Genomic DNA, 14,041 nt, shown 5'->3' with positions numbered 1-14,041 from the left:
AGCGCCATCGGCAACAAGCCCCCGATCACGCTGATTAATCCCGGTGACGCACCCAGCCCGTCACTGTGACCCTCGCCGGGAAACTCTAACCCCGGGTGGTCCAGAGAATGGTGTCGGATCATTCAGATCGGGCCGCAAATGGCGGCTTTGCCTCCATTCTGGAAAACTGCTGCCTTTCGGCAGCCGACCCTTAGTGGTCGACCAAGTTGCACGAAGCGGCCACTCCAATCGCGCCTCGGTCTAACCGGGCCGCTTAATAGCAGCACGGTTGAAACACCATGCTGCCGTCAGCCACAACAGCGCAAAAACGGTGAGAAAGCCCCATTCAACCGCGTGACCGGGCATCAACCTTAGCGCCGCGATACCAACGGCATATTGACCGGTCGCCAGCAGCACCGCGATCCATTGCATCGCCCCCGGTCGGAACCGGACGACCATCGCGGCAAGAATGGCCACTGCAACCATGATGAAGAAGAAGACGTTAACGTAATCCTCGTCGCCGATGATGCCGACCGCGGCGTTCGACCACAAGGTAAAAAAGGCAGTGAAGCCCGCAATTAGGTAACCGATGCGCGGCGCACCGGGCCGGGCAAACCGCGCCGCCAGTTCAATAACGGTTCCGATAAAACCGAGCAGAATCGCGGCAAAAACGAAATCCCCGGCGGTCCAGTTCACCTCACTGGTCATCTGCATCGCCAAGGCAGGCAGCATCAGCAAGGCCAGAAGGCTACCCCAACCAGCAATCCGCCATCCGTTGAACAGCGGGGCGCGGTGCAAAGAAAGGTCGTTCATGATCGGTCTCCAATTGTGTTTCCCGCTGCGGCCATGATCCGGCCCCCTGTGAAAGGCATGAGCAATTCATGAGCAGTGACTGAAAACACGCGCAACGCTTGCTTCGGCCGCAAGATGACACCAGACCGCTGGAACATGGAGACACCGGCCCACATCCTCCGCTTTGACGCGTTCCAGCTCGATTGCGACAACCGGCAGTTGCGAAAGGACGGCCTGCCGATCGAGCTTGGCAGCCGTTATTTCGACGCACTCGCCCTGCTCGTCTCGCGGCGCGGTGAGCTTGTCACCAAAGACGTGTTCATGGATCAGGTATGGCAAGGCATCCCGGTGACCGACGAGGCGCTGACGCAATGCATTCGGACGCTGCGACGCGCTTTGGGAGACAATGCGGCCAATCCGCGCTTCATCGAAACTGTGCCCAAACACGGCTATCGCTTCATCGCCGCTAAGACCGCGCACTCACTGGAAATGTCGCGCGCACAAGGATCCCTTGTCGCCGGAGCCTGCACCCTCGCAGGCCTTGTGTCAGGCGCAATGGCCGGCCTGATCTACGGCATGATTGCAGCGACCGGCAGCAGCGCGCAAGTGCTGATCCTGGCGGCGATGATCGGTGCGCTCGGCCTGCTCGCCGGTGCGGGGCTCGGCGCCGGCATGGCTGGGGTTCTGACGTGGCGCGGACGTGCCGATGGATGGTTGGTGCCCGGAACTGCGATTGGCGGCCTTGCCGTAGGCGCACTGGGCAACCTGCTCGGACGAGAGAGTGTGGGGCTTCTTTCGGGGGTGTCCATAGCGAATGTGACCGGCCCTTTCGAAGGCGTAGTGCTGGGCTCGGCCGCGGGTGTGGTCGCTTGGGTAGCACTAGCCGCATGCAACTGGCGGATCGTGGTCACCGTCTGCCTGATCGCAGGTGCTTGCGCAGCTGCCCTCATTTTCGTCTCCGGAGGGACATTGCTGGTCGGCTCTCTTCAGGCCCTTACGCAGGGCCTTTCCGGAACGCAGATGAATCTTGCAAACATCGGCAAGGTGATTGGCGAGGTAGGACTTACGAGGACAGCGATCGGGTTTTCGGTCGGCGTGGAAAGCCAAATCTTTATTCTGGCGATCGGCGTAAGCCTCTTGGCTGCGCGTAATCGAACAATAAAGTCCGGCTAAGAAGCGCATGCCGACGAATATTTATAGCCGACCTTCGGAAAGCCATCTACTTCCGGTCGTGCTCGGGGGTGGGAGCGCGACCCCGAAGCGGAATGTCGGCTTCGGGCGGAGTCGGTCGTTCAGTCTGACGATCGTAAACGACCGGACCTGGTCGGCTACTGCCGCAAGCATGTGGGACGTGGAGGAACGCGCTCGTTTGCTGCTTACTCGAAACGACCGATTGCGACACCGCATACCAAGGGCATAGTGGACGACCGCAAATGACTGCGTAACAGGACCTTCAGCCATGTCTATGGCACAGACTGTCACCATGGACGTGGCTTGCCATCCCTGAAAAACCCGCCGGTCGGTCCATCATCGGGCAGCGTTGCGGCCCAGACGATGGACCGCGCGCCGTCCGCGACGGGGCGCCCACCACCGCCCATGTCGGTTGCGGTCCAACCGGGGCAGATGGCATTGACCAGCACGCCCGTTCCCCGCAACTCGTCGGCAAGTGCGATCGTAAAGGCGTTGAGAGCCGCCTTGCTCACCGAATAGGCCGGCGTTCCTGCGCCCATGCTGGCAAGCGAGCCAGCTTCCGACGAGACATTCACGATGCGACCCCAACGCTGATGCCGCATGGCAGGCGCATAGGCTTGCGCCAGTGCCCAGGCGCCGAACAGGTTCGTTTCGATCGCTTCCCTTATGATCCGCCAGTCCGCCCCAAGCGGCCGCTGCCAGCTGTCATAGTGGACGGCCGCGTTGTTCACGAGCACATCGACCGGACCTGTCTCGCGATAGGCGCGCGCAGCGGCATCGACATCAGCGACATCAAGAGTGACAGTGCGGATGTCGCCTTCCATGCTTGCCGCCGCGGTGGCCGCCTTGGCAGGATCACGGGCGGCAAGCCAGACGGTCCAGCCGTCTGCGCCAAGCTGGCGCACGACTTCAAGCCCGATCCCCCGGTTGCCGCCGGTCACGAGAGCGCTGCGCGGCCTGCTCATGCCGATGCATCCGCGCCAAGGCCAAATGCATGGGCGAATGCAGCCGGCTCGAAATACTCCCGGTAGAGGCTCACCTTGCCGCCCTGGGTATGCCAGATACCGAGGTAACGCTGCGCATAATGACGCCCCGTTGCAACGACCTCGACCGAACCTGAAAACTCGGCAATGACCGTAGCCGGATCGCGGGTCGGATAGAATCGGATGTCCCTGGTAAAGCGCGCCGCACCGCTCCGCTCGGGCCAGGCGGCATAGTGCTCGATCAGAGCCTCGCGCCCGATGATGGACCGCGGCATTCCGGGGGGGACATAGGGCATATCCTGGATCGCGTCCTCCGCCCATACGGCATTGACGCGAGCCATGTCTTTCTCTTCCAGGCCGATGAGGAAATCCATTGCAAGTTGCCGCGCCTGCTCACGCACGAGCCAGCCCGGCGGATCTTCCGAGCATCTGGCCGCGGCAGCGGCGAGAATCTCGCGGCTACCCTGCTCGTTGTCGATGTCGAGGCGCTGGCTGGTGATCTGCCAGTCCCTTCCATCTTTTTCGAAGGTGAAGGAATAGCGTCCGACAAGGCGCCAGTGTTGCGCGCCGAGCCAGTGATCCGCGACGACACTGGCCTTTGCGCTGGGCTCAGCGTTCTCCCAGGAGAGATCTACCTCGGATATCGCGTGGTGCGTGCGGTCAAATCCCGGAAGCACCCCTGCCCACCGCGTCATTAGCGCCGTGTTGCTAACGATCTCGGGCTCTCCTCCGGCAAGACTGGTATAGTCGAGCGCGACTTCAGGAGCATAGATCCGCTCAAGCGCCTCAAATTCTCCCCGATCCGCAAATGAAGCGACAGCGGCGACCAGCGTGCGAATAGCTGCTTCGTCGGCAGCGCCGGCCCTTTCGTCCCTAACGCTCATGGCCATTCTCCATATCCAGCCGTCAGTGGGCCGAGCGGAAATGCTGGGCAACAAAATCGCCTGCCTGCCGGACCGCGTCCTCCTGGTCGTAGAAAGCGAACTGGTCCGCACCATCGATCCAGAGTTCCGCCTTGGGACCCGGCACCGCGGCAAAGAAGCGCCGCGCTCCGGCCGGAAGTGCCGCCGATTCCGATTCCACCATGGCGAACGGCTTGTTCACCGCGGGCGCCAGGCGCTGCGCATCGTAAGTCAGCCACGGCCGCCATGCGGACACGTTGAAACGATTATCCCATTCGGGGATCTGGCCTCGATCGCGCTCCGTGTAATAGGCCGCCCCGTACATGGCCGCGCTGGCATCGCTGAGGCTGGCGCCCGGGATGAAGGTTTCGTCTCCCGTCGACGAGAACCTGGCAATGGCCTCGTCGGCGGCCGAAAGCATTGTCGCGACATTGTCGGCGCCATAGATGGCAGCAACGAATTCGGCATCATGCAGCCAGGGCGCGACAAGGGCGAAGCTGGCGATGTCGGGCGAGCGAATTGCAGCATCGGCCATGTAACCGGCGCTTGCGCAAACGCCCAGCCCGTGGATGCGGCGCGGATCGATTTCCGGAAGGCCGGCGAGAAAAGCGGCCGCAGCCACGATGTCCTGCGTTTTCCTCTCGGGATTTTCCTCCAGGCGGGGGACGCCTTCGGATTGGCCCCAGCCCCGGAAGTCGAAAGCCAGGGCGGCAAAACCGTGTCGTGCAAGCTCTGCCGCATAGCGCGCCGGCATTTGTTCTTTGACGGTGGTCCAAGCCCCCGTGACAATGACAGCCGCAAGGGGGCCTTCGATGCTCTCGGGCACATAGAGGTCGCCAACGAGGCGATCGCCGTGGCTTTCGAACTGGACACGGACCACGCGAGCAACGTTCATCACAATCGACATCGGCACATCCTTTTCTTCAGGTTGCGAAAGGAAGCCTAGGTCATTGTCAGGTGGCCAGGATTGATGAACCTTGCGAGATTTTTGAAGATTCCTGCTACCTGCGGGCGAGCCGCCATTCGCGAGGGGTTCGGCCGGTGATCCGTTTGAAAATGCGGGTCAGATGGGCCTGATCGGCAAATTCGCACGTCAGCGCCACGTCGATGATGGGACAGTTCGGATCCGCAAGCATGCTCTTGGCGCGCTCCACGCGATACGCCATCAGGAACTGGTAAGGGGTCTCGCCGACGGCGATCCGGAACAGTCGCGAAAAGTGCGCGGGACTGAGGGCCGCTTCGCTTGCCATATCCTCGATCGTGATCGGCTGGCCGATCCTTGTCTCGATCAGAGCCATGACCTTGCGATAACGTTCCACCGTAAGGCCCTGGGCAAGGCCAAGGTCTTCCGATTGCGTCTCGCCATAGCGCTGCAGCAGCTTGACGAGGAAGATCCTAGCAAAGCTCTCGTACATGACTTCGGCGCCCGCGGCCCGCTGACGCAACGCATCAAGAAGCATGATGCCGGTCAGGCAAAGGTCTTCATCGTTGGCCCTCGGCACGTCCTGAAGCTGCGATGGCGACAGGAGCAACCCAAGCTCAACCTGGGCAAAGCGCCCCGTTCGAACAGGATCGAGCGTGATGATGATCACCCGGCTTTTCTCGTGCCAAAACCATCCGCTCTCCATGCCGGCGGGCGTGACGACCACGTCATTGCAGGCGATGTGATAGTCCAGGTGGCGGCCGCTGCGCCAGTTTTCGACCCGGTGCGGGGTTTCGCGCAGATTCAGGAGAATGTGGTGCTGCGCAAAGCGCGCCTTTGGCATGCCGGCGGGATCGGCCTCGAAATACTCGAGTACGACCAGATGCCCAGCGCGAGGCCGGATGACATCGGTGCTGCGAAACATTGCAGGGGACGGATAAATGTCCTGATAACGCATGATCTTTCAAAGCGCGGAAGTCTGACCTGCAGTCCTTTGTGCCTTGCCGCGTCATGATTCGGAAGCTTGTTATCGCATCGATGAACCGGGGTCTCGCAGCGCTAGCGACGAGAGCGGGCACCTCATTCGTTATCAAAGCGCTGTGACATGTTCGTGCCATGCTTAGACCCGTGTGACAGGGCAAACGGCGGGTGAATCGCGCATCGGGCAAAGCGACGTGCTCTGTCCGTGTTTTTCTCTCATCAGCCTCGCTAGAGCCGTACGACCGAAATTGTTGGGAGCGGACACTCTTGCAGAAGACATCAACGTCTTAATCTGGTCGATTTCGGTCGGTTCAATCGCCACCGACGCTTGCTCGCCCAGACGATACAAAAGCGCAGATGCCGTGTGCGAAATAGGACTGCCTAGGCTGGCCCCGGCCCCGAAGTTGGGTACAGTTCAATACACACTGAACGCGACAAATCGCAGCGGTTAAAACTATGAAATAATGTCATAATATGCCATTTTTCAACATGGCAGCTTCTCAGTCGAATCTGACTTGCCGTGCATCCAGCCTGCTGTGGCAAATCAACTGGTCGAGGAAATAGCGGACTTCCGGCATTCGGCAGTCGCTTGACGTCCAATCAGAACATAAGTAGAACTGACTTGCCTTTCGCAGTGTGTTCCAGGCTCCACCACCATGGAGTACGGTATGACACGCAACGTTTCCATCCAAACCTACCTGCCCAAGCATGTCGCTGCCTGGGTTCAGGACGAGGCCACCCGCGCCAAGCAGAGCCGCAGCCAGTGGATCGGCGCTATCGTCACCGATCTATTTCAGGGCCAGGAGTTCCGGGAGGAAGGCCGCAGGAATGTCGAGCATATCAAGCGGCAGTTGACGTTCATTGCCGTGGCGCTCGATGGCCTGCTTCTCGAACATCCGGACAAGTCCCTTCGCGGCCGGGTGCACGAAGCCCACCGGCGCAAGGTAACAGAGGCCGATCCGGAGCAGAGACGATGATCCGGCGCGCAGGATCAATGTTGCGCGAGAGCGAGCAGCTTGCGCTGCCATTTGCCAAGCCCGCTGTGACAGAAATCGCGCTCGAGCCAATCTCCGTCCGGATCGCGGATGCCATTCGGTTGACCGGCATCCGGCGATCCAAGCTCTATGAGCTGATCGCTTCTGGTGATCTGGAGACGGTCAAAATCGGGCGGTGCACTCTGGTCTCGGTAGCTAGCCTTCACGCTCTGATCGAGCGCGCGAGGCAAGGGCTGTTATGATGCGCTGTGGCCGAATTTGGGGCGCAGGATGGTCGCGCCGTCGCGCAGTTGATCGATGTAGTCGGACCAGTGCTGCATCATGCGCACCCGCTCTTCCCAATACTGGCCACGGGCGTAAGCGCGGCGGATCGAGTTGCCGTCCGCGTGGGCAAGTTGGCGCTCGATGGCATCGGGGTTCCAGATGCCCATTTCGTTGAGCAAGGTGGCGGCCATGGCGCGAAAGCCGTGACCGGTCATCTGATCCTTGCTGAAACCCAGCCGACGTAATGCGGCGTTGATCGTGTTGTCCGACATTGGGCGGTCAAGAGCGCGTAGCGACGGAAACAGGAAGGCGCTGTAGCGGGCGTCGTATTCGATTTCACCGATGATCGCCAAGGCCTGCCGTGACAGCGGCACAGCATGAGGGCGGCGCATTTTCATCTTGTGGTCGGGGATCGTCCAGACCGCCTTGTCGAAATCAAACTCGCTCCATTCAGCCCAACGCAGCTCGCCGGGACGGACGAACAGGTGGGGCAGCAAGCGCAGCGCGATCCGGGTCAGGTCGTTGCCGTCATAGTCCTCGACCGCGCGAAGCAGTCCGCCGGCTTCCGTTGGGGTCGTGATCGCGGCGCGGTGATTAGTGCGCGGGGTGACGAGCGCACCGCGCAGATCGGAGCAGATATCCCGCTCGGCCCGCGCCGTAGCGATGGCATAGCGGAACACCTGGCTGCACGTGCTGCGGATCCGGTTGGCGGTGTCGTATCGCTTGGAGGCTTCGATCTTCTTGAGGACAAGCAGCAGTTCGTGGGCCGTGATTTCAGAGATCGGTCGCCTGGCCAAGGCCGGGTAGGTTTGCGCCAGCAGCCAGCGCGCCCTCTTGAGGGTAATAGCGGCTAGCCCTTCCTTCTCGATCTTTTCGAGCCATTCTTCCGCTACCGCTTGAAACGTATTGGTGGCTGCGATGGATTTGGCGATCTTTTCCAGCTTTGCCTGTTCCAGCGGATCGAGGCCCTTGGCGAGCTGGCGACGCGCTTCGATCAGCATCTCGCGCGCATCGCCGAGCAGAATCTCTGGCCAGCGCCCGAACGACAACGTCCGTTGCTGTCTACCAAAGCGATAGTTCATGCGCCAGTATCGGGTACCAGTGGTCTTCACGAGCAGGTACAGGCCGTCGCGATCTGACAGCTTGTAATCCTTCTCTCGGGGCCTGGCGTGCTTCACCGCGTTGGCGGTCAAACCCGTCTTGCGTTTCGTACCGTCCGACATTGATGGACCTCCGCATCCGTGCTCGGGGGCTGATCCATCATCCGTACCATCAATGTACCGGGATGTTGGTGGAACCGTCCGAACCGATGTGGGCGAACATACCAGAAAAAATGTCGGAAAACAGCCGTTTGGTGGACGTTGCCGGACGTCCTCAAACGGAGAAATGGAGGCCCGAGCCGGAATCGAACCGGCGTAAACGGATTTGCAGTCCGGTGCGTCACCACTCCGCCATCGGGCCTCGGGTCGCGTGGCCTGCGGCGGCCACGGGTGGGAACCGGGCGGTTAGCGGAGAGCGGCGCCTACCGCAACGGGATTCTTTGCCGGGCTTGCCTGCATCCCTGCGGGCGCCACGTCTTTTACCCGCCCGGCGGGCCGGCATCGCCCGGTTCGGCACGCCCTTTGAAACCCTGGGCGATGACGTACCATTCGGAGGAATCCTTGCGGCTTGCCGGCGGCTTTGCATGCTTCACGCTGGCAAAGTTGCGCTTGAGGATCGTCAGCAGTTCGCCGTCGGTCCCTCCGGCAAAGACTTTCGCAACGAAAGCCCCGCCCGGCGCCAACGTGCCGATCGCAAAATCGACCGCCGTTTCGACCAGGCCCATCGTGCGCAGATGATCGGTCTGCTTGTGCCCCACCGTATTGGCGGCCATGTCTGACAGCACCAGATCGGGCGGGCCGTCGAGCGCGTCCTGAAGCGCCGCGGGGGCCTCGTCGGCCATGAAATCCATCTCGAAGATGGTCACGCCCTCGATCGGCTCGGTTGGCAGAAGATCGATCCCCACCACCCGCGCGGCAGGGGCCTTCTGGCGCACCACCTGGCTCCATCCCCCCGGCGCGATGCCAAGGTCGACCACGCGCTGGCGGCCTTTGAGCAGGGCGAAGCGTTCGTCCAGTTCGATCAGCTTGAATGCCGCGCGGCTGCGCCAGCCCTCGGCCTTGGCCTGCTTGACATAGGGATCGTTGATCTGGCGCGAGAGCCAGCGGGCCGAAGAAGCGGTGCGCTTTTTCGCCGTCTTCAGCCGTTCGCGAGGGTCTCTGCCGGAACGGCTCATGAGCGCGTGCCCTTGCCGAGTTGGCGCAGCGCCGCGCGGCTGCGCGCGGCATCGCCGCCCGTGGCCATGAGCGAGCGCAGAATGCCTTCGCGAATGCCGCGGTCGGCAATGCCCAGCCTGTCGGCCGGCCAGATATCGAATATCGTTTCCAGTATCGCACACCCCGCCACCACCAGATCGGATCGCTCGCGCCCGATACAGGGCACGGCAATCCGCTCGGCCGGTGAAAGATGTGCCAGCTTCTGGCTGATCGTGCGCATCGCTTGGGTCGGCACGATCAGACCATCCACCGCGCGACGATCATACTGCGGCAGGCCGAGATGCAGGCTGGCAAGCGTGGTGACCGTGCCGCTGGTGCCGAGCAGGCGAATCGCCCCTTCGGCCAGGGCGCGGGCGCGGGCCGGGGCGATGCGCTGGGCAAACGGCGCAAAGCCCTCGGCAACGCGAGCGCGCATTTCATCATAGGCGGCGGCGCGAGCAGCGGGGCTGTCGGCGATCGGCCCCACGCCTTCGGTCAGCGAAACCACGCCCCAGGGCACGCTTTGCCAGTCGATAATGCGCGGTACCGGATCGGCCGGATCGACCAGCACCATCTCGGTGGAACCACCGCCGATATCGAAAATCATCGCCGGGCCGTGGCCGTGCTCGAGCAGGATATGGCAGCCCAGCACCGCGAGGCGGGCTTCTTCCTGGGCGGTGATGATGTTCAGGCGGATGCCGGTTTCCGAATGGACCCGCTCGATGAATTCCGCCCCGTTGCTGGCGCGGCGGCACGCCTCCGTCGCCACCGAACGCGCAAGCTGGACATTGCGCTTCCTAAGCTTCTCGGCACAGATATGGAGTGCGGCCAGAGCCCGGTCCATAGCCGCTTCGGACAGACGACCGGACTGGGCCAGCCCCTCGCCCAGGCGCACCACGCGGCTGAAGGCATCGATCACCACGAAATGGCTGCCGGCAGGGCGGGCGATCAGCAGTCGGCAATTGTTGGTGCCCAGATCGATCGCGGCATAGGCCTGGCGGTGGAACGGCGCCGGCTTGTGCCAGACAGGCGGGACCGGCGCCGCCTGGGCAGGCGCGCCAACGGGAGCGAAAACGGCTTCCGGGGCAGAGAGCGGGTCACCATCGATTGCGGCATGTGAAGGTTCGCGCGCCTGCACGGCCGCAGGATTGCGCTTTGCGGCAGACGCGCGCGTCTTAGCGCCGGACTTTGCCCAGGTCTTCACCAAAAGGGCGTCCTGCGCCGTGCTCAGGCCGGCCGGCGTTCGGGCGGGTAGCTGTCCGGCGGTATCGGGCAAGGGTCCGGCCTTGCGCGGCCCTCGCTGCCTGTTCCTTCCGCCGGATCGCGGCCCTCGTCCCCTGGCCGGCGGAAGGGAATCCGCCATGCTGCATATTCGCTTATGTTATCCCGCCGGCTGACATGCCGGCCGGGTACTTGCCGCTACCGTAGCGCCATGGCGTGCGGTGAGCAAGATTTGCCCAGAGTGCCTCGGTTGCGGCTGTTTCATCCCGGCAAAAGTGGGTTGACGCTCCGAAACAGCCCGATTAGAGCGACGCCTCCCGATGCCCTGTCGTCTAATGGTAAGACTACGGACTCTGACTCCGTCAATCGAGGTTCGAATCCTCGCGGGGCATCCAGGTAAATTCCTGATAATACGATTTTCAAGGGGCTTGTATCGCTTAGCGCTCTCGCAACGAACGGGAATGGCGATCGCGGAGATGACCCCGATTTGGGATCGGGGTTTAGGAACGCTTCAGGATCAGCCCCTTATATCCAATCTCTCCTCATAACCTCGATCAGCGACGACGAAGCACCGCATCGCTCCCAAATCGGTTGAGCAGATATGCGAATTGGATCGTTTTTGAAAGATGCCAGCGCCTCAGAGCCCGGAAAATAAAGCAAATGAATCTCGACAGAATTGTCGGCCGCGCGCAATCGATCCTCGAGCCGGGCACCATACTTGCAGCAAAGCCAGCGCGACACTTTCATACTCATCGAACAGAGCAAGGTCAGCGCCTGAAAGGTCGATCCGGGCCAGTATCAACATCGCGGCGGATAATGTTGGCTATCCCGCATTGGTCAACCCGATCTTCCCGAAAATGCGCCACGATCGAAACGACCCGTTTCTGCATTTGGGATGACCCGGTGGGAATGCCCGAACTTTCTGGGAAAAATGCCGCTCATCCGTCTTGACAAGCCAAAACCCAAAGCGGACATACTCTGCCACCCTGGCCCCAGATGGCGCGCCAGTTTCAGCGCAATATTGTGGAAGACACAAAGACGCCGTTCTCGATCGTGTCGATCGTCTCGCGGGCACGCCATCATGGTCGGTTACCTGCTGCTGCGCCAGCCCCGCACGGGGCCGGTGATCGCGCAGGTTGGGCGTCAACTTGCTTCCCGGCACATTCTAACCGTGCGAACGTCATTGCTGCACGCGGGTATCTCAGGGTTGTCCTGCGCCCGCGCCTGATCCTGCCGGGGCGCCGGCAAGTTCGAAGCGCATCTGGATGAAGTCGACCACATACCCGCCCTTGGCGCGCAGCACATCCTGTCCAAGCCGCGCATGATCCCCGGGCTGGCTGAGCGACTCTTCGCCCATTTCAAGATCGCGAAGGCTCAGCAAGGTGCCGCCGAAGTCGATCTTGGTGAGCGGTACGATGCGTGTCTGGCGTTCGATCATCCCGCCCGCGCCCCCCTGCTGGGATTTCGTGGTTTTGGCGTTGGCAACGGCGCGGGGAAAAGTTTTGCCGAACAGCGGCCGAAGAGAAGATGTCTGTGCTCCGCTGTCGAAGGCCAACTGGATCGCCACCCGATCGCGTGCCGAACAGGCCACGACTTTCGGCGTGAGATCCTCGACGAACAGATTTGCCCCGGTCGTAACCGGCTGGCGCGACATCGATCTCTGGAAATGGAGCCCCTCACCCGCGCTATCGCTTGTGAAGTGTAGCCTACCCAGCTGTGAAAGCACGGGTAATCCCAAAATGGCCTCGATCTTGTAGGCGCCCTTGGCAAACGTCAGCGCTTCGTCGGGGAAGACGATGAACACGGCATTGCGAAACGTCACTCCGCCAACTTCGATCTGATCTGCGACCGCGAGCTGGGCCTTTGTTTCCGTCGCGACAGGACTTGCGATGGTCACGTCGTCTGGAAGAAGGCGCAGACCCAAGGCGGGGACCTTGGATTGCACCGTAACCGACAGGTTTGCACCAGTATCAAGCACCACCCGCTGCGGGTTGCCATTGATCGAGATTTCACCGGTAGGCAGGCCAGCAGCATCGCGTCCTACAGCCAGCGTACCATCCAGCCCTCCGGCAATCGACTGTGCCGGAACATCTTTCAGAGCCTGCGCAACAACTTCGGTCTGGCGTGCTTCACGTACTTCATCCGGCGTGACGGAAACCGAAAAGCGCGCGGCCAGGCCCTTGGCAAATGCCTCAGCGGCTCTGGCGTAATGTCCTCGACGCAACTCCACGCCGCCGAGCGCGATGCCTGCATAATAGGCAAGAGGCACCCGTCTACCCGAAAGATAACGCGCCAACCGCGTTGCGGCCTCCTCATCATCGAGAAGATACGAAGCGCGGATGCCCTTCAGGAGATCGGCAGCCGGCGAGCCGCGCTTCGTGCGCGCCGCTGCAGCGAGCAATGCCGTGATGTCACCGCTTGCAAGAAGCTCGGCCGTGTTCCGCGGCGTTGCCGCCGATCTGCACGCCGACACGCTCGACGTCGGCATTCCTGAGGCCGACCAGACAGAAATCGGTGCAAGCAACAATCCGGCGGAACCAGCGAGCATGACAATCCGAGCCAGGTGTGAAACGCTCATCGTCATGCATCAGTCTCCTTGATGCCGGACCTTAAGGTAATGTGCCTGACGCGGCAACACAAACGGATTTCGCCCTTTGATTGAGCCATTCATCGCCGTTTATGTCGACGTCACAAACCTCGGGATTTGGATGGGTTTGGCCTTTGCGCCCTTCTAACGGAATAGACTGCCCAGGATGTGGAAGCCAGAGCTAAGAAAACGACACCGAACCCGGGCGCAGCCTGGCCGATGGCGAAGGCTAGGAAGGCAGTGGCACAAGCGACGAGCACGGACGTCCAGATTGGCATACATGGCTCCTTTCTGCAGCGGGCAGAAATGATCCGATATTGCTATTTAGGCAATTGCTTGCAGTGTTTGCATATATTTCTGGCTTGGTTGCGGGGGCAGGATTTGAACCTGCGACCTTCAGGTTATGAGCCTGACGAGCTACCGGGCTGCTCCACCCCGCGATGGTGGCTGGTGGTGACGGGGCCCCCGTCGTGGAATGCGAGGGGGGTTTTGTTGGTCATGGGACATGTGATGGGTTTTGTGCGCGGGCTGCAATGCCTGGCGACGACCTACTCTTCCAACGCTTGAGCGTTAGTACCATTGGCGCGGACTGGTTTCACGGCCGAGTTCGAGAAGGGATCGGGTGGTTCACAGACGCTATGGTCACCAGGCAATGGAGCCGGCGCACGGGGTTTTGATCGATGTGTTTGGTGTGATCTGGCTTGGGGTATCGTCCGTCCCCGCTGCTGCTGGCATTGCTGCTGCGTGCAGGGTTGTTGGTGAGGGTGTGGATTCATTGGTTCCCAGAAAAGTGTTCCTTTTCAGGGGGCCCTTACAAGCATGATTGGAGTGATTAGGACCGGTTAGCTTCATGCGTTACCGCACGTCCACACCCGGCCTATCAACGTGGTGGTCTACCACGACTCGATGATACCTTATCTTGAGGGAGGC

Annotated in this window: 12 protein-coding genes, 3 tRNA genes and 2 rRNA genes; 4 read left to right on the top strand and 13 right to left on the bottom strand. The window is 61.4% G+C overall.

The features are described 5' to 3' along the window. Window positions 1-240: 240 nt before the first annotated feature. Window positions 241-792: a hypothetical protein gene (locus AC3EDY_RS15810; RefSeq protein WP_488573452.1), complete on the bottom strand. Its 552-nt coding sequence runs from the start codon at window positions 790-792 to the stop codon at window positions 241-243. Window positions 793-867: 75 nt separating this feature from the next. Here AC3EDY_RS15810 and AC3EDY_RS15805 point away from each other — a divergent pair, with 75 nt between their 5' ends. Then, window positions 868-1,944, top strand: coding sequence for a winged helix-turn-helix domain-containing protein (locus tag AC3EDY_RS15805; RefSeq protein WP_488573451.1), 1,077 nt, complete (start codon window positions 868-870; stop codon window positions 1,942-1,944). Window positions 1,945-2,249: 305 nt separating this feature from the next. Here AC3EDY_RS15805 and AC3EDY_RS15800 read toward each other — a convergent pair whose 3' ends face one another. The 4 genes from AC3EDY_RS15800 to AC3EDY_RS15785 form a co-directional block, all read right to left on the bottom strand. Then, window positions 2,250-2,927: an SDR family NAD(P)-dependent oxidoreductase gene (locus AC3EDY_RS15800; RefSeq protein WP_488573450.1), complete on the bottom strand. Its 678-nt coding sequence runs from the start codon at window positions 2,925-2,927 to the stop codon at window positions 2,250-2,252. After that, window positions 2,924-3,829 carry a nuclear transport factor 2 family protein gene (locus tag AC3EDY_RS15795; protein ID WP_488573449.1) on the bottom strand — a complete coding sequence of 302 codons (906 nt, stop codon included), beginning with the start codon at window positions 3,827-3,829 and terminating at the stop codon, window positions 2,924-2,926. The genes AC3EDY_RS15800 and AC3EDY_RS15795 overlap by 4 nt, the downstream gene beginning before the upstream one ends. Before the next feature lie 22 nt (window positions 3,830-3,851). Continuing rightward, complete coding sequence (locus AC3EDY_RS15790) at window positions 3,852-4,754, bottom strand: alpha/beta hydrolase (RefSeq protein WP_488573448.1); 903 nt, start codon at window positions 4,752-4,754, stop codon at window positions 3,852-3,854. A gap of 94 nt (window positions 4,755-4,848) precedes the next feature. Next, window positions 4,849-5,727: a helix-turn-helix domain-containing protein gene (locus AC3EDY_RS15785; RefSeq protein WP_488573447.1), complete on the bottom strand. Its 879-nt coding sequence runs from the start codon at window positions 5,725-5,727 to the stop codon at window positions 4,849-4,851. Window positions 5,728-6,418: 691 nt separating this feature from the next. Here AC3EDY_RS15785 and AC3EDY_RS15780 point away from each other — a divergent pair. After that, window positions 6,419-6,727, top strand: a complete 309-nt coding sequence (locus tag AC3EDY_RS15780) for a hypothetical protein (protein ID WP_488573446.1) — start codon at window positions 6,419-6,421, stop codon at window positions 6,725-6,727. Next, window positions 6,724-6,987 (top strand): helix-turn-helix domain-containing protein, encoded by a 264-nt coding sequence (locus AC3EDY_RS15775; RefSeq protein WP_488573445.1) that lies wholly within the window; start codon window positions 6,724-6,726, stop codon window positions 6,985-6,987. Before AC3EDY_RS15780 ends, AC3EDY_RS15775 begins: the two co-directional genes overlap by 4 nt. On the opposite strand, the gene AC3EDY_RS15770 is transcribed toward AC3EDY_RS15775, so the two are convergent. From AC3EDY_RS15770 to AC3EDY_RS15755, 4 genes are all read right to left on the bottom strand, one after another. Beyond that, window positions 6,982-8,232, bottom strand: a complete 1,251-nt coding sequence (locus AC3EDY_RS15770; RefSeq protein ID WP_488573444.1) for a tyrosine-type recombinase/integrase — start codon at window positions 8,230-8,232, stop codon at window positions 6,982-6,984. The two genes, AC3EDY_RS15775 and AC3EDY_RS15770, sit on opposite strands and share 6 nt — an antisense overlap. A gap of 164 nt (window positions 8,233-8,396) precedes the next feature. Next, window positions 8,397-8,470 (bottom strand) — tRNA-Cys (locus AC3EDY_RS15765). A 118-nt stretch (window positions 8,471-8,588) separates the two neighbouring features. Continuing rightward, window positions 8,589-9,284, bottom strand: coding sequence for an RlmE family RNA methyltransferase (locus AC3EDY_RS15760; protein WP_488573443.1), 696 nt, complete (start codon window positions 9,282-9,284; stop codon window positions 8,589-8,591). Next, on the bottom strand, window positions 9,281-10,666 hold the full coding sequence (locus AC3EDY_RS15755) for a Ppx/GppA phosphatase family protein (RefSeq protein ID WP_488573442.1): 1,386 nt from the start codon (window positions 10,664-10,666) through the stop codon (window positions 9,281-9,283). Before AC3EDY_RS15755 ends, AC3EDY_RS15760 begins: the two co-directional genes overlap by 4 nt. A 179-nt stretch (window positions 10,667-10,845) precedes the next feature. On the opposite strand from AC3EDY_RS15755, the gene AC3EDY_RS15750 reads away from it, so the two are divergent. Beyond that, a tRNA-Gln gene (locus tag AC3EDY_RS15750) sits at window positions 10,846-10,919 on the top strand. Window positions 10,920-11,725: 806 nt separating this feature from the next. Here the strand turns inward: AC3EDY_RS15750 and AC3EDY_RS15745 are convergent. From AC3EDY_RS15745 to AC3EDY_RS15730, 4 genes are all read right to left on the bottom strand, one after another. Then, window positions 11,726-13,108 (bottom strand): aspartyl protease family protein, encoded by a 1,383-nt coding sequence (locus AC3EDY_RS15745; protein ID WP_488573441.1) that lies wholly within the window; start codon window positions 13,106-13,108, stop codon window positions 11,726-11,728. A gap of 366 nt (window positions 13,109-13,474) precedes the next feature. Further along, window positions 13,475-13,551, bottom strand: a tRNA-Met gene (locus tag AC3EDY_RS15740). Between the two features lie 95 nt (window positions 13,552-13,646). Beyond that, window positions 13,647-13,761 (bottom strand): 5S ribosomal RNA (rrf, locus tag AC3EDY_RS15735). Between the two features lie 163 nt (window positions 13,762-13,924). Beyond that, a 23S ribosomal RNA gene (locus tag AC3EDY_RS15730) occupies window positions 13,925-14,041 on the bottom strand; the annotation flags it as partial.

Source organism: Novosphingobium sp. DS6-6, assembly GCF_057784975.1.
The sequence above is the reverse complement of the archived record's forward strand: the minus strand, read 5'-3'. Positions and strand labels throughout refer to the sequence as shown.